Annotated in this window: 22 protein-coding genes and 1 pseudogene; 7 read left to right on the top strand and 16 right to left on the bottom strand. The window is 31.8% G+C overall.

All coding sequences use genetic code 11. From position 1 onward, the window contains the following. Nucleotides 1-161: 161 nt before the first annotated feature. Nucleotides 162-1394 carry an ABC transporter permease gene (locus tag ACJQQZ_RS07180; protein ID WP_145505513.1) on the bottom strand — a complete coding sequence of 411 codons (1233 nt, stop codon included), beginning with the start codon at nucleotides 1392-1394 and terminating at the stop codon, nucleotides 162-164. Then, nucleotides 1387-2286, bottom strand: coding sequence for an ABC transporter ATP-binding protein (locus tag ACJQQZ_RS07185; protein WP_002451958.1), 900 nt, complete (start codon nucleotides 2284-2286; stop codon nucleotides 1387-1389). The genes ACJQQZ_RS07180 and ACJQQZ_RS07185 overlap by 8 nt, the downstream gene beginning before the upstream one ends. A 201-nt stretch (nucleotides 2287-2487) precedes the next feature. Here ACJQQZ_RS07185 and ACJQQZ_RS07190 point away from each other — a divergent pair, with 201 nt between their 5' ends. Further along, nucleotides 2488-4113: a ribulokinase gene (locus tag ACJQQZ_RS07190; protein WP_408023105.1), complete on the top strand. Its 1626-nt coding sequence runs from the start codon at nucleotides 2488-2490 to the stop codon at nucleotides 4111-4113. A gap of 68 nt (nucleotides 4114-4181) precedes the next feature. Here ACJQQZ_RS07190 and ACJQQZ_RS07195 read toward each other — a convergent pair whose 3' ends face one another. The 3 genes from ACJQQZ_RS07195 to ACJQQZ_RS07205 form a co-directional block, all read right to left on the bottom strand. Then, nucleotides 4182-4838: a hypothetical protein gene (locus ACJQQZ_RS07195; RefSeq protein ID WP_261369317.1), complete on the bottom strand. Its 657-nt coding sequence runs from the start codon at nucleotides 4836-4838 to the stop codon at nucleotides 4182-4184. Between the two features lie 86 nt (nucleotides 4839-4924). Next, nucleotides 4925-5116, bottom strand: coding sequence for a helix-turn-helix transcriptional regulator (locus ACJQQZ_RS07200; RefSeq protein WP_037552506.1), 192 nt, complete (start codon nucleotides 5114-5116; stop codon nucleotides 4925-4927). A 129-nt stretch (nucleotides 5117-5245) separates the two neighbouring features. Continuing rightward, entirely contained in the window at nucleotides 5246-5860 is a 615-nt protein-coding gene (locus ACJQQZ_RS07205) for a DUF805 domain-containing protein (RefSeq protein ID WP_002451954.1), read from the bottom strand. A gap of 197 nt (nucleotides 5861-6057) precedes the next feature. Between ACJQQZ_RS07205 and ACJQQZ_RS07210 the strand changes: the two genes are divergently transcribed. Further along, complete coding sequence (locus ACJQQZ_RS07210) at nucleotides 6058-6666, top strand: DNA-3-methyladenine glycosylase (RefSeq protein ID WP_002451953.1); 609 nt, start codon at nucleotides 6058-6060, stop codon at nucleotides 6664-6666. 47 nt (nucleotides 6667-6713) lie between these two features. Here the strand turns inward: ACJQQZ_RS07210 and ACJQQZ_RS07215 are convergent, their stop codons facing one another. The 3 genes from ACJQQZ_RS07215 to ACJQQZ_RS07225 are packed head-to-tail and all read right to left on the bottom strand — an operon-like array spanning nucleotide 6714 to nucleotide 8375. Beyond that, entirely contained in the window at nucleotides 6714-7502 is a 789-nt protein-coding gene (locus ACJQQZ_RS07215; protein WP_002451952.1) for a DUF4097 family beta strand repeat-containing protein, read from the bottom strand. Beyond that, entirely contained in the window at nucleotides 7499-8059 is a 561-nt protein-coding gene (locus ACJQQZ_RS07220; protein ID WP_049424193.1) for an HAAS signaling domain-containing protein, read from the bottom strand. Before ACJQQZ_RS07220 ends, ACJQQZ_RS07215 begins: the two co-directional genes overlap by 4 nt. Then, nucleotides 8052-8375, bottom strand: a complete 324-nt coding sequence (locus ACJQQZ_RS07225) for a PadR family transcriptional regulator (protein ID WP_002451950.1) — start codon at nucleotides 8373-8375, stop codon at nucleotides 8052-8054. Before ACJQQZ_RS07225 ends, ACJQQZ_RS07220 begins: the two co-directional genes overlap by 8 nt. Nucleotides 8376-8709: 334 nt before the next feature. On the opposite strand from ACJQQZ_RS07225, the gene gltS reads away from it, so the two are divergent. Beyond that, nucleotides 8710-9918 carry a sodium/glutamate symporter gene (gene gltS, locus ACJQQZ_RS07230; protein WP_002451949.1) on the top strand — a complete coding sequence of 403 codons (1209 nt, stop codon included), beginning with the start codon at nucleotides 8710-8712 and terminating at the stop codon, nucleotides 9916-9918. A gap of 62 nt (nucleotides 9919-9980) precedes the next feature. Here the strand turns inward: gltS and fni are convergent, their stop codons facing one another. Then, on the bottom strand, nucleotides 9981-11030 hold the full coding sequence (fni, locus tag ACJQQZ_RS07235) for a type 2 isopentenyl-diphosphate Delta-isomerase (protein ID WP_002450255.1): 1050 nt from the start codon (nucleotides 11028-11030) through the stop codon (nucleotides 9981-9983). A 45-nt stretch (nucleotides 11031-11075) separates the two neighbouring features. Next, a pseudogene (corA, locus tag ACJQQZ_RS07240) lies at nucleotides 11076-12023 on the bottom strand (magnesium/cobalt transporter CorA). Nucleotides 12024-12138: 115 nt separating this feature from the next. On the opposite strand from corA, the gene ACJQQZ_RS07245 reads away from it, so the two are divergent. After that, nucleotides 12139-12624 carry a thioesterase family protein gene (locus ACJQQZ_RS07245; protein ID WP_002450253.1) on the top strand — a complete coding sequence of 162 codons (486 nt, stop codon included), beginning with the start codon at nucleotides 12139-12141 and terminating at the stop codon, nucleotides 12622-12624. After that, nucleotides 12621-13019 (top strand): hypothetical protein, encoded by a 399-nt coding sequence (locus ACJQQZ_RS07250; RefSeq protein ID WP_002450252.1) that lies wholly within the window; start codon nucleotides 12621-12623, stop codon nucleotides 13017-13019. Before ACJQQZ_RS07245 ends, ACJQQZ_RS07250 begins: the two co-directional genes overlap by 4 nt. Before the next feature lie 47 nt (nucleotides 13020-13066). Here the strand turns inward: ACJQQZ_RS07250 and ACJQQZ_RS07255 are convergent, their stop codons facing one another. Then, nucleotides 13067-13969 (bottom strand): alpha/beta hydrolase fold domain-containing protein, encoded by a 903-nt coding sequence (locus ACJQQZ_RS07255; RefSeq protein ID WP_145505521.1) that lies wholly within the window; start codon nucleotides 13967-13969, stop codon nucleotides 13067-13069. A 228-nt stretch (nucleotides 13970-14197) separates the two neighbouring features. Here ACJQQZ_RS07255 and ACJQQZ_RS07260 point away from each other — a divergent pair, with 228 nt between their 5' ends. Then, a complete protein-coding gene (locus ACJQQZ_RS07260) occupies nucleotides 14198-14836 on the top strand; it encodes a hypothetical protein (RefSeq protein WP_145505524.1) in 639 nt (212 codons plus the stop codon). Nucleotides 14837-15257: 421 nt separating this feature from the next. On the opposite strand, the gene ACJQQZ_RS07265 is transcribed toward ACJQQZ_RS07260, so the two are convergent. Then, nucleotides 15258-17225 (bottom strand): DHA2 family efflux MFS transporter permease subunit, encoded by a 1968-nt coding sequence (locus ACJQQZ_RS07265; RefSeq protein WP_002452395.1) that lies wholly within the window; start codon nucleotides 17223-17225, stop codon nucleotides 15258-15260. A 12-nt stretch (nucleotides 17226-17237) separates the two neighbouring features. Further along, nucleotides 17238-17885 carry an HlyD family secretion protein gene (locus tag ACJQQZ_RS07270; RefSeq protein WP_002452396.1) on the bottom strand — a complete coding sequence of 216 codons (648 nt, stop codon included), beginning with the start codon at nucleotides 17883-17885 and terminating at the stop codon, nucleotides 17238-17240. A gap of 117 nt (nucleotides 17886-18002) precedes the next feature. On the opposite strand from ACJQQZ_RS07270, the gene ACJQQZ_RS07275 reads away from it, so the two are divergent. Next, a complete protein-coding gene (locus ACJQQZ_RS07275) occupies nucleotides 18003-18554 on the top strand; it encodes a TetR/AcrR family transcriptional regulator (RefSeq protein WP_002452397.1) in 552 nt (183 codons plus the stop codon). A 71-nt stretch (nucleotides 18555-18625) separates the two neighbouring features. Here the strand turns inward: ACJQQZ_RS07275 and tcaB are convergent, their stop codons facing one another. From tcaB to tcaR, 3 genes are all read right to left on the bottom strand, one after another. Then, nucleotides 18626-19831, bottom strand: coding sequence for a putative multidrug effflux MFS transporter TcaB (tcaB, locus tag ACJQQZ_RS07280; protein WP_145505527.1), 1206 nt, complete (start codon nucleotides 19829-19831; stop codon nucleotides 18626-18628). Between the two features lie 180 nt (nucleotides 19832-20011). Then, nucleotides 20012-21427 (bottom strand): membrane-associated protein TcaA, encoded by a 1416-nt coding sequence (gene tcaA, locus ACJQQZ_RS07285; protein ID WP_145505529.1) that lies wholly within the window; start codon nucleotides 21425-21427, stop codon nucleotides 20012-20014. A 256-nt stretch (nucleotides 21428-21683) separates the two neighbouring features. Next, nucleotides 21684-22142 (bottom strand): MarR family transcriptional regulator TcaR, encoded by a 459-nt coding sequence (gene tcaR, locus ACJQQZ_RS07290; RefSeq protein WP_049424884.1) that lies wholly within the window; start codon nucleotides 22140-22142, stop codon nucleotides 21684-21686. Nucleotides 22143-22164 lie beyond the last annotated feature (22 nt).

Here is a 22164-nt window from a genome sequence, read left to right on the forward strand (position 1 = left end):
GTGACGCGTATTTATCATCTATTGTATAATATTAACGTGCTTTCTAATACATACATATTGTTACACTTTTTCTACTAATATGCCATAGTAAAATGCAAATTAAAGAGGAAGAACATTTTGTAAACTCTTACAAGTTTAATTTAATGCACTTCCTCTTTTATTTATTTTTTCATAACCTTTTTAATGGTGTTAAAAAGTCCTTTTTCAAAAGTTAATACAGAATCTTTATATGTTTTAACAGCAATCCATAATAAAATAAGCATGACTACAACTGAGATTAATATACTAACGATGATTTCCCAAACTTGTAACTCAGTCGATTGAGCACGTACTAACAATTCAAAAGGTGCTAAAAATGGAATAAAACTAGTGATTTTTAATAATAATATTTCTGGTTTAAACATACTAAAAATCGCGATATAAAAAGCAATCATTGCAAATAACGTTAATGGCATTAACGTTTGATTAATATCTTCAATTCTTGTTGCTAAAGAACCTAATATAGCTGCTAACAATACGTATGTTAAGATGCCTATAATCATACATAACAGACCTACGATTAAAACTTGCCAAGTGATATGACTCATGGATACATCGAAACCTTTTAACATTCGTTTTAAATCAAAGGCAAAGATACAAATGATAGCTACAACAACAATCATTACGATTTGTGTTAACGCGACAGCGATAACCCCTGCAATCTTAGCCATAATATGAGTAATGGGCGACACACTAGTAATAATCATTTCAATGACTCTTGATGTTTTCTCTTTAGCAATTTCCATTGCGACCTGCGTTGCATAATTGAAAACAATAAAGAACATCAACATTAGTATCGCATACACTAGAACTAAATTAAGTAGTTTTTGACCTTCATTCAATTGTTGATTTTTCTTATCTGATAGGACTTGACTGTCAACCTTACTTTGAGACTGTAATTTTTTCAAATCATTGTTATTGAGATGTAGTTGCGATGCGACTAGTTTTGATTGAATTGATGTCAGTACCCCATTTACTTTTTGCTCTTTTTCTTGTGAGACACTTTCTTTACTGATAATAGTTGCTGATAACTGTTGTTTATCTTTCAGCTTAATGATATAGGCTTCTTTTAGCTTTTCATTTTTTACTTGCTTCTTAGCTTCTTGTTTATTTACCTTCTTAAATGAAGCATCTTCATCAATCACATTTCCTTGTTGCTTAATGGCTTTATATATGGGTTCACTATTCGTTACGATACCGATTTGATCACCGTCACCTTTAAACATATCCATGATTTTATCGGCATTGGATAATGCTATCATTAAAATAATGACAATCGCCATGAAGATGATAAAGGATTTAGATTTCACTTTACTCTTATAAGTAAGGCCGAATGTAGCCCAAAATTTATTCATGTAAATCACCCACCTTATCAATAAAGATGTCTTTCAGAGAAGGCTCTAACATTTGGAATCGACGTACATATCCATGAGAGATGACTTGATGATATACATTTTCTGCAACGGATTCATCTTGTATCGTCACTTTAATATGCCGTTTATTGGTTTCAATATCCAACACACCTTCAATATCTGCTATGTCAGGCATTGATTTATCCGTTTCAATGATAACTTGTTTATAACCATGTGATGCTTTCACGTCATGTATGTCACCTGAAACTACAAGTTCACCATGGTTCAAGATACATACATCATCACATAACTCTTCAACATGTTCCATACGATGAGAACTATAAATAATTGTTGAACCTTGATCATTCAAATCCTTTACGGCTGATTTGAGTAATTCAACATTAACAGGATCTAATCCACTAAAGGGTTCATCTAATATAAGTAATTCAGGTTGGTGCAACATACTTGCTAATAATTGAATTTTTTGTTGATTACCTTTGGATAATGCATCAATGCGCTTATGACGATTTTCTGTAATAGCAAATCGTTTGAGCCAATAATCAATATTTTTCTTAATGTCAGATTTAGACATTCCTTTGAGTGTTGCAAGATATGTTAGTTCATCTTCAACAGTCATTTTGGGATGTAAGCCACGTTCTTCAGGTAAGTACCCAATTCGATTATACATTGATTGATCTATCGCATGGCCATCATATGTAATGTGTCCTTCAGTTGGTTCACTTAATCCTAATATCATTCTAAAGGTAGTTGTCTTACCTGCACCATTACGACCTAAAAAACCAAGCATCTTCCCTTTTTCAAGATGAATAGAAATATCATTGACTGCTGTAAATTGATTGAACTTCTTCGTCACATGATCAATATGTAATGACATGTTTACCCTCCCCAAATCATATTTTTATTATTATTTAATATAACATTATTAGTTCTATTAATGAATTTAGATTTTGCAATATGTCAAACTTTACAATTATTTATGTAAGCACTATCATTAATTTTATCATAGAAGATTAAATTAAAATTAACTTCTTAGAGATAATTAAACAAGACATTAAATTTAAAGGGGATATATAGAATGAGTTATAGTATTGGTATCGATTACGGCACAGCATCTGGTCGTGTCATTTTAGTAAATACATCTGATGGAAAAATTGTTTCAAGTTATGAAGAGACTTATCAACATGGTACCATCGCTGAAGAATTAGGTGGAGAAACCTTACCCCATAATTACTTCTTACAACATGCTGGTGATTATCACCACGTACTAGAAAACGGTGTGAAACACGTTTTAGAAGAAAGCCAAGTTAATAAAGATGAGGTCGTAGGTATTGGTGTTGACTTTACTAGTTGTACAGTCGTCTTTTTAGATGAAAATTTCAAACCATTACATATGAATGAAGACCTAGCAAATCATCCTCATGCCTATGTTAAATTATGGAAACATCATGGCGCTCAAGACGAAGCAACTCAAATGGTTGAAGCCAATGAAAAAGCCAATCAAAATTGGTTAGATTATTATGGCCATAGTGTAAACAGTGAGTGGATGATTCCAAAAATTCTCGAAGTAAAACATAAAGCACCTGAGTTATTAGAACGTGCCCATTATATAATGGAAGCTGGAGATTATATGACGAGCTTACTCGTCAATCAAAATATTCGCTCTAACTGTGGTATAGGATTCAAAGGATTCTATGATGAAGTAAATGGCTTTAATTATGATTTCTTTGAAACTGTAGATCCAGAATTACCACAAATCGTCAAAGATAAATGTGAAGCACCTGTCATTCAAATTGGAGATAGCGCTGGTTCATTATCAGAGTACTATCAAAACTTATGGGGACTATCTTCCAATGTACAGATTTCCCCTTACATGATTGATGCCCACTCTGGCGTTTTAGGTGCAGGTGCAATTGAAAAAGGTGAATTCACACCGGTTATAGGAACAAGCACGTGTCACTTAATGTTAGACCCGAAACAAGAACCTATCCCTTCTATTACAGGTTCAGTTAAAGACGCTATTATTCCTGGGTTATATGCTTATGAAGCGGGTCAAACAGCTGTAGGTGATTTATTCAGTTACTCTGAACGTATGGCACCACAACATATCGTTGAAGAAGCAGCGAAACAAGATAAGAGTGTCTTAGAATATTTAGAGACCCTCGCATCTCAAATTTCTGTTGAAGACCAACACGTGGTTGTCTTAGACTGGCACAACGGTAATAGAAGTATTTTAAGTGATAGCCATTTAACAGGAAGTGTCTTTGGATTAACATTGCAAACACCATTCGAAATGGTTCATCGTGCTTACTTAGAATCTACTGCTTTCGGTACTAAAATGATTATGAAACAATTCGAAGATAATGATATTCCAGTTCATACTGTTTATGCTTCTGGTGGTATTCCTAAGAAAAGTCGATTACTCGTAGACATCTATGCCAACGTATTAAATAAAAAAGTTGTCGTTTTAGAATCATCAAATGCAACAGCATTAGGCGCTGCTATGTTGGGCGCAAATGTGGGTGGTGCATATGATACATTAAGAGAAACCGTACAACACATGAAACAACCTGTATACTATGAAAAACAACCAGATCCAGAAAAAGTAAAACATTATGAAAAACTATTTGATAAATATCAAAAACTACATGATTTATTAGGTCGTGAACATCCAGAACTATCATATATCCACGAAACAGAATAATTGTTATTAAATATAAATAGCTATACTTGTCGTTGATAAAATTGATTCAACGCAAGTATAGCTATTTTTTATGATTTAAGTTTTTTTATTCGATAAGTGATACATAGTGCTGCAATGACAACTACTGCAATTGCCACATAACTCGAAATAGGCACATGCCCCATAATATGTTCAACAATGATATCAATGATACTTACAAACAATAACACGATTAATTGCCATAATGCATTACTTGAATATGCCTTAATTATTCGAGTTCTTTCATATTCATCACTGAAATTATAATTTGGAATCATATTAAGCATACGATCTTGTGTATTAATCTTCTCCATTGCTGGAACAGTGGGTGTGTCAGATATTTTGATACGTTTATCGCTCACGAACATCATAACTATAATCGCAATCATAAAACCTATACTCGAAACTAAATGATCGAACATTTTAATATGAGTTATTAAAGGTACCACTATATTATCAACACATGTTAGATATAGCATAATTAAAATTAAAAAAGGGATATGTTTCATTCTTGTTCTACGATTTAAAAATCGTTTTTCTTTCTCATCATTAACATAAATCATCGGTGTACCTACAAACTCTTCATACATAACTAATCTACACAGGGTCACTATCAGAATCAGTAACCCACCTATTAAAAAAGGCGATAGATAACTTCGATTGATATCAAAAACGATTTCAAAATACCATATTAAAAATATCATCATACATACAACCACACTTACTTTTGCTAAATAAGCACTTATAATTTCATTTTTCAATTCATCTTTAAATGTGAATTTGTTAAAAATAATTAATCACCTTCCCAAAACAAATCATTAAGTGTAACGGATAATACTTTAGCTATGTTTATACATAATTTAAGCGATGGATTATATTTATCATTTTCTATCATATTGATTGTCTGTCTAGATACACCAATGCGCCTAGCTAGCTCCTGTTGAGACATCTTTTGATGTGCTCGATATTGCTTCACTCTATTCAACGCAATCAATCACTTCTTTCAGTTAATATTACTTTAATTATAGACAGTCATTTTTGTAAGTGTCAAATATATATGACACTTACTTTCAAATAAAAGCTAGCATCATTAATGACACTAGCCTTTAAAAATTTAAATTTCATTTGTTGTATTGCGATATAACTTCGCTTTGTCAACTGGATTGTAATTCGGTTCGTTAACCGGTTCGTTCATTTCATATTTAGGACTTGGGCCATATTTGTTGCTTTCCTTCTTACTATCTAAGCAACTCACCACAATATTATAAACACCTAATACGAGACAGATTAAAGCGATAATATAATATGTGATCAATGCGCCTACATTATCTATTAGGCCACTAGCATTAATAACAATATTAAATACATTCAATAATACTCCAATGACAAACGCAATCATTGGAATCAACATTGAACGAGAAGTGTCATGGAAGCGACGTGCTAAAATAGCCAAATTAGGAATAATGGTAGCCAATGAATAAATGAGTATATAAATAGTCCCTATAAATATACAAATAATCCCAACACCTAAAACGCCACTACTTTCATTAAATGCACCTAAGAATAAACTTGGGTAACCAATAATCATAAGTATAATGGCAGGACACATAAAGATTAAATGCCATAATTGCATAAACCAATATTCACTACGTCTAGATCTCCCTTTAAAATTAAAATAATTTGACCAAAATAATTTAAATGATGCTTTAAAACCAACTTTTTCTCTCATGTTAGTGGCTCCCTTCAGATCATCAATTCAATTTATTTTATTACTCTTAATAACTCTGATACATTAATTAAGTAATAATATTGTTTCTATTGTCATTGTATCAAACAACAAGACATTTAAAAATATAAATCAAAAATATTTTAAGAAATTTTAGAATAAATTCTTATAACAAATATTTTTATAGAGGTGCCAAATTTATGGATTTTAGACAACGTAGCACAACGGACATTGCTAAAGCTTTACTCGGTGTTCGTATTATATATCAAGATGATCAACAAACATATACTGGCTATATTGTGGAAACAGAAGCTTATTTAGGTATTAAAGATCGTGCTGCTCACGGATATGGTGGAAAGCGAACACCTAAAGTGACATCTTTATATCAATCAGGTGGTACGATTTATGCACACGTTATGCATACGCATCTACTAATTAACTTTGTGACAAGAGATGCTGGTGTACCTGAAGGTGTGCTTATACGCGCAATTGAACCTGAAGATGGTATTGAAGCTATGAAAATTAATCGTGGCAAAAGTGGGTTTGAAGTAACTAATGGTCCTGGAAAATGGACTAAAGCCTTTAATATTCCACGTTCAATTGATGGCGCTACTTTAAATCAATGTCGCCTTTCTATCGACATCAAACATCGTAAATACCCTAAATCAATTATTGAAAGCGGACGTATAGGCATACCGAATAAAGGCGAATGGACTAACAAACCACTTCGTTACACAGTTAAAGGGAACCCTTATGTTTCTCGAATGAAGAAATCAGACTTCCTAAATCCTGATGACACTTGGAAATAAAATGATAGAGGCCAGAACAACTTCAATTCTGACCTCTAAAATTGACTTTATTGCACGTTGATATCCCCAGAGTCATTAAACATCTCGACGTTATTGTCCCCATTTCCAATTCGATGACGCTTAAATTCTTTGTTATCAAACTTTGATTCTCCTGAATCATTATGTGCAATAAATGTTGTGTTTTTAGGGTGATGTTGATAATTCAAAGTAATATCTCCACTATCGTTCGATACATATAAGGGTTGATCTGGAACACTCTTACTCAATTCTATATCGCCTGAATCATTGTTTACTTTGCCGTTGGTGAATTCAATGTGAGTTGTTGATATATCTCCTGAATCATTGTTTACTTTTAGTTTTCCTAGCTTACTATCTTTCAAGAAAATATCTGATGAATCTACCGTAATATCTGTATTCTTACTTATTATATTGTCGATAGTGACATCACCAGAGTCACCTTTTACAGTTAAATGATCAATCGCTTTTGGAACTGTGATTACTAATTTGTGCTTTGTCATGTAACCAATTCTAAAATTAATATTTGATTGATGGTCTTGATCACTAATATGCCACTTCCCATTTTTCACACTACTATTGACTTTCTTATCTTCGTTGCCTTTTTCTTTAATTGAGAACTTACTACCATGTTTGATTTCAATATCACTTTCATCAACATCTAAGTTAATGCTATTAATACGCTCTTTATAAACTTTATTTAACTTAGTGCCATTGTCTTTCTTTGAAGCTAATGTTTTCCATTCTGAAAAAACGCCTATACCAAAACCAATACTTAAAATTAGTCCAAAAATAAATAACGTTAAGACTAGCTTTTTCATGAATGAACACTTCCTTTCACAATTGAGATATTCCATTTTAAATACATAATCGTTAATTTAAGTATCCAATGACATAAGAAAATGCTAATAGCTAATAGCATTAAACCGACACCAAACATGAAACCACTCATATAAACATCATATAAAATAATAGAATTTACACCTTCAGTAATATATTTAATAATTAAAAATACTGGTGCACTTAAGAGTGTGATTGTAAATACAACTAAAGTAAGCAAAAACATAAATAAAAAGAATGCCGGTACTAATACAATAAAGAAATTAAGTAATCCTAAACCCATGACCGCTAAAATAGCACTCAAAATATTTTTTGCATTCTTTTTCTCATTAACTTTATCAATAGCCAATGAAGCATTTAATTCTTTAGCAATCATCTTAGGATTTCCTAAATGTTTTGCAATCTCTTCTTCAGATTTACCTTCATTTTTACCACTTACAAAATGTGTTTCGTATTCATTATAGATATCCTTTTTCTCATCTTTATCCATATGTTTTAAATGACTTATGAGTTGTTTTAGATAAGTATCTTTATTCATTGCGTTCACTCTCCTCTACAAAGGTATTAACTGCATTTGAAAACATTTGCCATTCTTCTTTCAATAATGCTAATCTTTCTTGACCTTGATCGGTAAGCCGATAATATTTTCTTGCTGGTCCCTCGCTTGATGGTTGATAATACGTCGATAGTTCTCCGTTCTTTACCAATCTTCGTAGCAAAGGATAGACAGTGCCTTCTGCAATCGTCATATAACGAGAAATATTTTGTACTAAAGAATAACCGTACTGATCTTCTCGTTTAATGATAAGTAAGACTATCAGTTCTAATGCACCCTTTTTAAACTGTGTGTTCATAGTTAAACCTCCATAGTGTAATAATCAGTACTGAACATTACACAGTAGTTAGTATCTATAATATAACACCCGCTACTGTACATTGCAAGGTACTAGATAATAATTACTTACGAATAATCATATTCTCTTCTTCCACACTTTTAAATTAATAAAGATAAAAACTTTTTTAGATTAATGAGTAATAGCCATAAATATAATTGGTATTAATTTCAAAACTAGATTTATTGTGCACACATATGTATAATGGATATTGTGGCTTTTTATAACGATTACATATTTTAATTGAATAGCACATAAACATAGGTTTTGGGATAACTTCTAAGGGGGAGTTAAAATGATTGAATTAGATGCTATTACCACACTGTGTTTAGCATGTATTTTATATCTTATTGGTCAAACGATCATTAATCATGTCTCGATTTTAAGAAGAATTTGTATTCCAGCACCAGTAATTGGTGGTTTAATTTTTGCTATTTTAGTAGCTGTCTTAGATTCATTTAATATTGTGAAAATTAAATTAGATGCCTCATTTATACAGGATTTCTTTATGTTGGCATTCTTCACAACAATCGGACTCGGTGCATCTCTTAAACTATTTAAAGTTGGCGGAAAGGTCATGCTATTGTACTTTATGTTCTGTGGTATTATGGCATTCTGTCAAAATGTAATTGGTATTTCATTAGCGAAGTTATTAAATATCAAACCTTTACTAGGTTTAACTGCAGGGTCAATGTCAATGGAAGGTGGTCATGGTAATGCGGCCGCTTATGGTAAAACCATTCAAGATATGGGGATTGATTCCGCTGTCACAGCCGCCCTTGCAGCCGCAACATTAGGCTTAGTATTTGGTGGTTTAATTGGTGGACCAGTTGTTAAGTTCTTAATTAAACGTTATAACCTAAAACCTGAACATAGTGACGATTCATTTAAGAATTATGGTGAAGTTGAATATAATCAATCACTTCATGAAAAATATAAACCTACTCAAATTTTCTTTATACAGTTCACGATTTTAGTTTTCTGTATGGCACTTGGTACATATATTGGAAATACATTTACTGATTTAACTAACGTTAATATACCAATGTATGTAGGTTCAATGTTTGTCGCAGTATTCGTGCGTAATATTTCTGAAGCTGCTGGTTTCAACATTGTTGACCTAAAAATTAACGAACAAATTGGAGATATTTCGCTAGGTATCTTCTTATCATTAGCTTTAATGAGCATTCAGCTAACTGAAATTTACTCATTAGCTTTACCATTAATCATTATCGTTCTTGTACAAGTTGTATTTATGATCTTGTTCTCTATTTTCGTTCTATTTAGAGGTTTAGGAAAAGATTATGATGCAGCAGTAATGGTCGGTGGATTTATAGGTCATGGTTTAGGTGCTACACCTAATGCAATGGCGAATTTAGATGTAATTACTAAAAAATATGGCAATTCTCCAAAAGCCTATTTAGTTGTCCCTATTGTCGGTGCTTTCTTAATCGACTTAATAGGTGTCATCATTGTTATGGGCTTCATACAATTTTTCCAATAATAAAATACCCGTACGCAAGACATGCTCATGTCTTACGTACGGGCTTATTTAATTTGATTCAGTTAACCTCTTTGGATATCTAAACCACGTTGCTCAATCCAAGATAACAATTCAGTATTAAATATCATATCTTTATGGGTTAATTCATTGATATCTTTAGCATCTAGCATTGTCATTATTTTCTTCATATGATCTAAAAATGATTCAACGTATTCAATCGTTTGTGTTATACCGGCCTGCTCAACTTGATTTAAGAACGGACGCGACATACCTACTGCTTTCGCACCTAGCGCTAAACATTTCACAGCATCTAATGGGGTACGTAAACCTCCACTCGCAAAGACATTCAGTTTATCTTGAAAATCAGAACTTTCTAATAGTGATTCAACTGTTGATTGTCCCCAATTAGATAAATAGTCCATATCTTTATTTGAACGTCTCTCGTTTTCAATATCTACGAAATTGGTTCCACCACGTCCACTGACATCGACGTATGTAACACCAACGTTAAGCAGTGATTTATATGTCTCTTTACTCATACCAAATCCTACTTCTTTCACAATCACTGGTACATTTACTGCTTTAACAATTGCTTCGATATTTTCCATCCAATTAGCAAACTCACGATTACCTTCAGGCATCACTAATTCTTGTGGTGAGTTAACATGAATCTGTAGTGCCTGTGCATCTAATAATTCAACAGCTTTAACTGCTTTGTCTACAGGTACATCAGCACCAACATTACTAAAGATAACACCGTCTGGATTCGTTTCTCGAACAATCGTAAATGATTCTGCCATTTTAGGGTTTCGTAATGCAGCATGTGTTGAGCCTACCGCCATTGCAAGCCCCGTTTCACGTGCAACAATCGCTAATTTTTCATTAATTTGTTTTGTCCATTCACTACCACCCGTCATGGCATTAATATAAACTGGGTATTTCATATTAAACTCGGACGTCTTAGTTGTTAAATCTACATCATCTACATCAATATTTGGAATCGAATGATGAACAAACCTCACTTTATCAAAATCAGATAATGTAGCATCATGTTGAGCCATCGCTATTTCAACATGTTCATTTTTTCTTTGCTCTCTCTGAAAGTCACTCATTACTATACCGCCTTTTCCAAATGATTCATTTTATAATTACAAGGTTTAAAACCATTTTTTTCTTTTGAAGAAGATAATTAAAATAATTGATATGATTAGCATGACAAATAGACAAATAAAGTAGCCATAATGCCAATTTAATTCTGGCATTTACGCAAAGTTCATGCCGTAGATACCTGCAATAAAAGTTAAAGGTGAAAATATTACAGATACTAATGTTAAGATTTGCATAATATTATTCATTCTAAATGAAGTATAGGATTCGTAATTTTCACGTATTTCATTTGTCATTTCTTGAGATGTACGAATTACATTACGTTGTTTAATTAAATGGTCATCAATATGTTGTATGTACATAGAATGCTTTGTATCGATAATTAACTTACCTTCACTTTTAATCGTATCTACCAATTCTTGCATTGGGAATAACACTCGCTTTATTTTAATCAAATCAGAACGTAGTTGGAATACATTATCCATTACGCTTTTACTATAGCGATCATCTACATGTCTGTCCTCAAATGTATATACCTTATCTTCAATGTCATAAACAAAATTAAAATATTTATCTACCATGCTATCTAATATATGTATCACTATATCCGCACAGTCCAAATCAGAAACATGATGTTTTTGATTATCTTGAACTACTTTTTTAAGTGATTCAAAGCGTTTATGATGATATGTTACCAATGTATTACCTTGCAAGAAAACATTTAAAGCAATAGCAGCATAATCATGTGTTAATATACTGTGAAAAACAATATATTGATAGTCTTCATATGCCTTGTATTTCGCACGAGGAATGCCATTAATCGCATCATCGATTTCTAAATAGTTAAAGTCAAAATGATTTCTTAAAAATTCATTTTCTTTCTCTGTAGCATCTTCAAAATCATACCAAACAATTGTCGCTTTACTTGGAACATCTTCTATGCGACTCACCTCAGTTAAAGGTTGGGTAGTTGTTTGGTATCGAATGGTCATCGTCATCTCTTTACCCCCTGATAAGCAATTTTTTTTTATTTTATCATGAATTGAATTACGTGTATGTCTTAATTTAATTTAGTAAAATAAGTATCAAGCAAACAATAAAGGAGTAATAGTCATGTCTCAAACATTTACTGTAAGTAAAACAGTGACAGAAGATTTTATCGATCACAATAATCATATGCATGATGCATACTATAATATCATTTTTAGTGATGTCATTGATGATTTTAATTATAGTCACGGTCTTTCTTTAGATGAACGTGCACAATATGAATACACAACATTTACAATTGAAGAACATACTAGCTTTTTATCAGAACTAACATTAAATGAACAATATTACGTTGAATTATATATTTATGATTACGATTATAAACGCGTTCATTTCTTTTTAAGAATGATTCGTCAAGATGGTGAAGTTGCTGCAACCAATGAAGTCATGATGATGGGAATCGACCAAAACAAGCGCCGTTCTGCCGCGTTTCCAGAAGATTATTATCAACAAATTGAGCGCTATGCTCAACAAGAACAACAAACAATTGAATGGCCTAAGCAATTAGGCCATCGTATTGGTATTCCTCATAAGGGGGATCAATCATGAGTGAATCTATCCGCTATACCATCCAAAACGAATTACTAGATTTGTATGATGATGTCAAAGTAGGACTAAGTGACTTAAACGAACAAAAAGCGTTGACTATCAATGGTCCTGCTTCCAAGTTATTCAAACGTGCGACACGTATGAGTTTTATACAAGGACAAAAACAAGCCATAGATGAAATGAATCAATTACTTGAAACATATGACGAAGATGAACAATTCCTTGAACACTATAATCAATTAGCAAGTCGTATAAGAAATGATAATATTGAAAAAGTCTTTTCATTTAGTAATTTGACTGATATTCCGAGTCACTTTGAGGAAACAATAGCTGATCTTTACTTTTCAAAGGGACAAAATTTCATTATCAAACATATCAATTCTATTATGGAATAAACAAAAACGATGAACAACATAGATTGTTGCTCATCGTTTTTCTTATATTAATTATTATTAAGTGCTTTGGTAATTTGTTTAATCACTTTATGTGATTCTCGTATTGGATACAGTGGGAAATCATGAACCATTCTTGGATATTCATAGAACGTAATTTCTTGACCCATCATTTCTAATTTTTCTTTAAATAAATGCATATCTGGATTAATCATTTCTCTTCCACCACCAAACATATAAACAGGTGGTAAGCCTTCTATTGGACCATATATTGGAGATACACGTTTATCTATGAGAGGCACACCTTCTGCCCAACGTTTCATAATCTCATTGACACCGAAACGACTAATTAATATATCTTTCCCTAAAAGTTCATCTGTGATGTCTTTGTTTGATAATGTAGCATCTAATAATGGTGAAATTAAATATAATTGGCGTGGTACTGGTTCATTATTTTCGATGAGCGTTTGAACTAAATTCAATGCCAGTGCGCCACCAGATCCATCACCCATCACAATAATATGTTCAGCACCTACTTCATCCACGAGTTGATTATAGACATCTCTCACTGCTTTTTCTGAATCTTCAATATGATAGTCTGGTGCTTTAGGATAAATAGGTAACACCACTTCATGTATGGTAGATAATGTTAACTTATCAATAAATCTCCAATGAAATGGTGAAGGTTGTAACGTATTATAACCACCATGTAAATACAATATTTTTCTTTTTGACTCGTGTCTAAAGTTAAATCTAAATACCTGCATATCCCCTAACATCAGTTTATCTAAATTCGCTTTAACATTTAGTGTAGAGGGTTGTTTATGTTTTTTTTCATTTTCAATTTGTCTTTTTTCAAAAAACTTATCCACTGCTTCATCATTGTCGAAAAATATTGAACGATTGTGCAGAATATACTTGTTTACCACTCGGTTCATGAATCGATTCTTCATAAATAACTAAACCTACCTCTTTGCAATTTTTAATATTAAAAAACAATTTGATTAAAAACCTACATTCGTAACTTAAAAAGGGATATAATTTAAAGTATATTTTAATTTAGTCATGAATTTCATTTTATAAATTGTCTAATTTTTATTGTCTTTGATTATTCATTATTATAACAAAATAAGACTGGAAATGATAAATAAAGATATGACTATTTTCAAGGAGGCAGCATTATGACTAATCAACAAAGAAGATTAGAAAACTTTGATGATGCATTTCAAAATGAACCAATGCATCGCGGTAAACAATATGGTAAGAAAAAACGCGCTTGGGTAAGTATGATCATTCAATTTATCGTACTTGTACTAACAGCAATTACAGGTTATAGCATGTACAATCAACCAATCTTTAACATTGTATTTGCTAAACAAACCATCGATTTCCATCAACTTAAAAATTTCCAAGATACTGTAACTCAAGTTGGTAATATTAATATCAATTTAGGTAATATAGACCAACTACAACAATCCATTGACCGCTTATTATTGGTCTTTTACGCCTTTTTCGCTTTATGTATTATTAGTATGATTTTATCTATATTAACGATTATCTTTAATCGAAGTGCTTTAAAAGTTATTAACATGTTATTCTTGGCTATTATGTTAGTTATTACAATGTATTTTAGTTATATTATTCATACCTTAGCTGAAAAAATAGCAGATTCATTTAAACAATATTATTTATCAGTATCACCGGATCAAGTTGTGACTGAAGCTGATGCCATCCATAATGCGTTAATTTTATTAGCATGCAGTATTGGATTGTTAATCATTAGTTTATTCTTTAGAAATAGAAGAATTCGTATTAAATAATTATAAAGTGCCATTGGAGCCATCTGATTAGATGTGTACCCCGATAGCACTTTTTATTTTAAAATCTTTAAAATACTACTATAACAAACTTCGTTTCCCTTTTCGGTTCGCCTTAGTTTTCCTAAGGCATAAGTGGGAGTGGGACAGAAATAATATTTTCTTAAAATTTATTTCGTTGTCCCACCCCGGCAAGGTTGACTAGAAATGAAAAAGCTTGGTACAAGCGTATCTTCATTTCAGTCAACTACTGCCTAAATATGAATGTAACTTGAAATATAAATTTATGTCCCAGCCTGACTAAAAAATGGGATCGATATCGAAGTCGACACCGATCCCATAAAAATCATGCCCCCACAACACAATTTTTATCATCTTCTTTTTATTACTTTTATTCATTAAGTCATGTCTTAATCAATTTGTCTTAGTCTTCTGCTCTTGATTTAGCGGCTGATGCATCTGCTTTTTTCTTACTTTGTAAGAAGAAACTTAAAATAAGTGCTACTAAACTTATAATAGTTGCAATGATGAATGCATCGTTTATACCTTCTACAGAAGCTAATTTGTTTACATATTGTAATAACACTTTCATGGCACCTTGTTCGCCACCAAATTGTTGTGCTAATTCACGCATATGGTCTTGAACCATTGGATTAGTTTTATCCAATTCTTCACCAAATGCAGCAACATGATTTGTTGTTTGTGTAGTCATTACAGTAACAAGAATTGCAGTACCAATTGAACCTGCTAATTGTCTCATCGTATTTACAAATGCGTTACCATGAGAAATTAAACGCGCTGGTAATGCGTTCATACCTGCAGTCATGATAGGCATCATGATAAATGCCATACCAAATGAACGTAAAACATAAATACCCATGATTGATAAGTATGGTGTATCCATATTTAATTTAGTTAATTCCCAAGTTGCGTATGTCATAACGCCAATACCAAAAATAGCTAATGGTTTAATACCAATCGTATCAAGTAATTTACCTGCAATAGGACCTAAGGCACCCATTACTAATGCACCCGGAAGCATTAATAGACCTGAATCTAACGCTGAGAAACCACGTAGATTTTGTAAATAGATTGGTAAAAGAATCATACCACCATATAAACTCATCATAACAATCATGTTTATCACTGTTGTTAGTGTATATGTTGGGTATTTTAAAACTTCTAAATTTAACATTGGTGCTTTCATTCTTAATTCTCTAATAACAAATAAGGTAATGAAAATAATACCAATGATAAACATTGAAACAATTTCAGTTGAACCCCAACCTTTATTACCAGCTTCAGAGAAACCATATAATAAAGCGCCGAACCCAATTGTACTGTAAATAATACCAGGTACATCGGCTTTAGGATTCGTTGTTCTTTGGTACAGTCTAAACCAGAAGAAACCAACTGCAATTGCAACAAGTCCGATAAAGAACATACCGTAGAACATTAAGTTCCAGTCATAATTTTGTACAATATAACCAGATAATGTTGGTCCGATTGCTGGTGCTAAAATCATGGCAATACCCATTGTTCCCATTGCTACACCACGTTTTTCTGGAGGGAAAATCGTAACAATAACATTAGAACCTAATGGCATTAAGATACCAGCACCGATAGCTTGTAAAACACGTCCTGTCATCATTATCGGGAAGTTCATTGAAATCGCACATATCAATGAACCAAATGTAAAGAGTACTAAACCTATAATAAATAGCTTTCTATAAGAATATTTATTAAATAGGAAAGCACTTATTGGTATTAAAATACCGTTAACTAACATAAATCCTGTCATTAACCATTGACCAGTTGATGCAGAAATATTAAATTCAGTATTAATTTTAGGTAAGGCAACATTTAATAAAGTTTGGTTTAAAATAGCAATAAACATACCAAATAACATTGCCGCTAAAATCTTACCTCTTGTGATACCTTTACCGAAGATAAAATCAGACTGTTGATTTTTAATCTTCTCATTAACTCTAGCCTCTTCTGAGTTAGGGTTGATTGGTTTGTGAACTTCGTCAACTTCATTCTCCACATCTGATTTATGAGAAGTGTCTTCAGAGCGACGTAACGTCCCTTGTTCATTCTTTATAGAATCATCCGATTCATTTATAGATTCGAAATGATGTTTTCTTTTATCATCTTCAATGTGATTAGAAGTAGAACTAAAATCATTTGGAGATGATGTTTGTGACTCAGATTTTTCTAAATCACTTGCTTTAAATTTAGATTGATATGATTGACTCTCAGAACCTTTTGTTGAGCGTTGTTCCACTTTTTGATTTTTAGATTTTTTCTTACTTTTAACGATGAAGAAATTAATCAAACCAAGAAGTATGAGCGCGATTAAAATATAAACAATAATGAAGGTCGTTGTCATTTAATGACCCCCTTAATTTTTATGAATTTTGACTTCAGCGTTCATACCTGGAACAACATTTTTAGATGGTTCAGAATCTAGAGAAATTCTAACTGGTACAACTTGTGATACTTTAGTGTAGTTACCATCACTATTAGATGAAGGCATTAATGAGAAGCTAGCTGCTGTAGCATCACCGATTTGATCGACTTTACCACTTACAGTTGCTTTTTGTCCGTCGATATCAACATCAACGTCATTACCTTTTTCAATATCAGCAACGTCTTTTTCATCAACGTTAGCAGTAATATATAAATCATCTAAATTGTACGCATAAGCGATTGGGTTCCCAGCTTGAGCCATTGAACCTTCCATACCATCTGTTTTAACGATTGTGCCGTCTTTAGGCATTTTGATGCTCATCTCTTTAGATTGACCACCTTCGCCTTGAGCTACAACTTCAGCAACTTTATCGCCTTTTTTAAGTTTCTCACCTTGTTTAACGTCAAGTGATTTAATTTCACCTGAAGCAGGGCTTGCTATTTTCATTTGATCGCCATCTACTTTGGCGTTATCAGTACTAACATAGCTCGTTGCATTGTTCCAGAAGTAGAAACCGACTACTCCGATAACAATCAACACAATGATAGTAATGATATTAATTAATACCATTTTCTTCATGAATATATCCTCCTATTTGCTTTTAAAATTCACTTTATCTATTATAGATACATGTAGATAAAAATAACACCGACACTTTAAAAAAATGTGTCGGATTGATAACTAAGGTGACTGCTTATGAAACGAAGAGCTAAATTTAAAATTATTCAAAGTATGATAGATTTATTAGATGAATACCCATTCGACGAAATAACGATTAAAATGATCTGTGCTTATAGTGGCGTTAATCGCTCTACTTTTTATGATCATTACAAAGATAAATATGATTTATTAGAACAAATTCAAAATTATCATTTATCTAAATATTTGAAATTACTCAAGTCTTTATATAACAACTTTGAAAGTGTGCGTGTCGATAAAACTAAGTTATATAAATTCTTTTTAATTGTTACGAAATATATTAAACGTAAAGAAGCATTCTATCGAGCTATATTTATTACATATCCTAATAAAGGATTAGCAATGGAATATTTTAACGCTACTAAAGTTGCTTATGAAAATGTGATTGAAGATTATCCAAATTCAATTCAAAATAAATCATTGTTCATCACCTATTCTATCGGTGGACAAGTTGGTGTCATATTTTATTGGTTACGCAATGGTTGCAAAGAGTCTCCAGAAGTAATTGCTGAAAACCTATTAGCAAATACAATTAAATTACAAAGATAATCAAATTAAGCCAGAAAATGAGCATATATAACTCATTTTCTGGCTATTTTTTGTATCGTTACTCAAACCAATTATGATGTTCGACGTTGTAGTCTCGTATAAATAGTCTGTAAAATAATCATAATTACTGCTGTTATACTAATAATCACAACATAAGGTGTTACATTATGTTCGCCCATGACATTAACTAATGAAGACATAAGTCCTCCTAATAGAAATTGTACCAATCCTAATAAACTGGAAGCACTGCCTCGCCCTTTTGTACTTTCATCCATAGCAATTGAAAAGCCTAAACTTGCGACTGCTGTAACCGGTGCAACTAAGACAATAAATCCAATGACTAATATCCAAAAACTCAAATGATTAAGCAGTGTCATAGCTACAATCACAACGCCAAGTACTTGAATATATGTCACAATTTTTAACAATTGTCGTCTCTCTATTCGATCGACAAGTACACCCACTAATTGACTTGAAATAATTAAAGTAATGCCAATCGCTGCAAACAGAATACTAAATTGTAACGCTGACATGCCATATATTTTTTGAATAATAAAAGGTGATGCTGAGATATAGGTAAATAACATAATAAATGAAAATCCTTGAATTAACATTGGTAATACAAATTTAGGTGTCGCTAATAGATGTTTAAAGTTTTTAAACATTTCTTTAATGCCGTTACTATCTTTTTCATCTTCCTGTAAAGACTCAGGAACTTTGGTTAGAGAACCAATAACCATTAATATGCCAAATACAGTTAATATAATAAATACCATTCTCCAAACGGCGAAGCTTAAAATAATACCACCAATTGCTGGAGCAATAACTGGTGCAACACCGTTTACTAACATGAGTAATGATAAAAATTTTGTTAACTCCTTACCTTTATACATATCACTGGCAATAGCTCTTGAAATAACGGAAGCTGCCCCACCTGTTACACCTTGAATAAAGCGTAACGCAATCATTACTTCGATATTAGTAACAAAGACAATACCTAAACTTGCTAATGTATAAATGAACATGGATATCCATAACGGTTTCTTTCTTCCGGTCGCGTCTGATATAGGACCAGCAAATAAGTTTCCTAACGCTAACCCAATCATAAATAATGATAATGTGAGTTGTGCATTTGACGTTGTTGTATGGAAGTCATTTTTAATTTCTGGTAATCCCGGTAAAAACATATCTATAGATAATGCACCAATTGCTGTAAGTGCACCTAAGATGATTACAAATATAGGGGATTGCTTTTTCGATTGTACCTTCTGATTCATTTCTGAAACCACCTTAATATTTATTTAGTAAATGGCTAGATTTTTACATATATCAATATATTACGCTATACATTCTATTTTATGCAATTGAATATTTTTCTCCCTACATATAAAAATAGGACGCAGGTCAGTGTTCGTTATTTAAAATAAGATCACATGTCCTACGCCCATCATTACTATTTATTCGTTAGATTCTTTAATTAAATTAAAATCATTACCTTTGGATGTTTCTTCTAATTCATAATCTTTATTAATCAATTGACCATTTTCATTTATTTGTTGGATCGTCGCTTTCACTTTATCTCCACTTTGACTTGCACTTATGACTTGATTTGTTTGAAATGATACTAATTGATTATTCTCTAATTGATGTTTCATGGTGTCATATAATGAAGTGTTTTTCTTAAAGTAACTTGATATTAAATCAAAGTTATTTTCATTCATTGCTGAATTTAATGCCAATGAGTACCCACTAAAAAATTGAGTGAGTTTGTTTTTCAAACTATTTTCTTCTTTTTCTTTTTTAGCAACATATTTATCAATTTCATCACTGTCGAAATCTAATGTGATTGTCGTATTATCTTTAAGTTTTGAAGCTTTAATGGTCTTAGTTTCTGATTCGAAAGTTTTATCTTTAGCTGAACCTTCAGCAGATACTGTGATATCTTTATTCTTAGGATATGGACCATACTCTTTAGAATTTGAATATGATAACGTACGATCATTAATAATCACTTTTTTTGATTTATCAGTAAGTTTAGATGCACCTTTTAATTTAATGTTGAGATGTGCTTCATCAAAATCTTCAGTCACATTGACGGTCTCACTATTTGTAGCTTTAAAATCAAAGTCAAGTTTCCCACTAAACACACCATTCTTCGTTTCTTTAGTAGCATCAATACTATAATTACCTGGAATATAATGGCCTAATGGCGTTGTTTTATCCGCTTCTGCAATTACTTTTTTACGTTTACCACCGGATTTAAATTCATATTTTGTATCTACTTTCGGTTTGACAACCGGTTGTTTCGTCGGCGCATTAAAACTCATATTATCAAATATAAGATATCGTGTCCCATTTTTACTCACGCGTAACACATCTTGACCATCCCTTGTTTGAATATAAGATGCCACGCTAGAATGGCTTTTATTTAATTTATCAACTGTATTTCTGACATCTCTAATAAAGTTTTTAATTCCTACTTCTTTTTTTATATATTTAATATATGCCGAAGCTTCATCAGGATCTACCTTATTATCTTTAGTACTGAGTAATGTAGCCACTTTTTGATTATCGTCATTGTCTATCGCATTGACTAAAATTTTTGTTTGAGCATTAGGTGAATTAAAATTTCTTAATAGGAAAAATAAAATGACCAATAAGATGATAATAAAAAATATAATCGCAACTGGTACAATCTTTCTAATCTTTATATTTGTCGTTTTATTTGAAGATTGATTTGTGCTGTTTTCATGTTGTTCGCTATTACTTTGCTTACTTTTATTCTTTGTTTCTTTTTTTATTGACTGGCCACAATTTTGACAAGTGTGTGCATCCTTATCCACAGAAGCACCACACTGAGGGCACTGTTTCATCTTATCACCTCTACTCAATTTCCAAACACTCGTCAGTTTAAAAAATATTTCACATCTACAATTTATATCTATTGTTAAAAACGATTAATTTATTATTAATTTCAATAATTCAATCAATATACATTCTATTATTACAGATAATTTCATTATATAACTAAATGATTTCCAACAACATACATATTTAGTCTTATGACTCATCTATTATCAAATTATATTCCTAAAACTTCTATTATGTATAGTGTTTATTTAATGATATTTACGATAATTTAGAGCTGTAATTTGTCATTCGATAATTAATAACTTCTAAGACATGTCTAACTTGATCTAAATCTTCGGAAGAGAAATCTTTTGTAAAATCCATTGCGATATCATTAATCAATGTTTTACGCTTCTCCATGTAAGACTTGCCTATTTTAGATAAAGTTATAAACTTAAGCCTTTGATCGATATTAGCATTGGGCTTTTCTAGAACAACTAATCCTGCATCTAATAATTTACTAATTCTTCTGCTTACCGCTGCTTTATTAACACCTTGTTTTTCTGTAATTTGACTTATTGTCATCGATTCATTATTAAGCATTGCTAAAACATTGGATTGTTCGACGGAAATGCCGTATTCATTTTGTAAATCTTTCAACAATTTAGCAGTTAAAGTATTTACATTATTGATAAACATTTCTAAAAATGCGATATGATCTTCTAATTGTCTAGTCATATATATCTCCTCAAGACCGTGT

This window comes from Staphylococcus sp. KUGN1 (genome assembly GCF_045984185.1).
GTDB classification, from domain to species: domain Bacteria; phylum Bacillota; class Bacilli; order Staphylococcales; family Staphylococcaceae; genus Staphylococcus; species Staphylococcus warneri_A.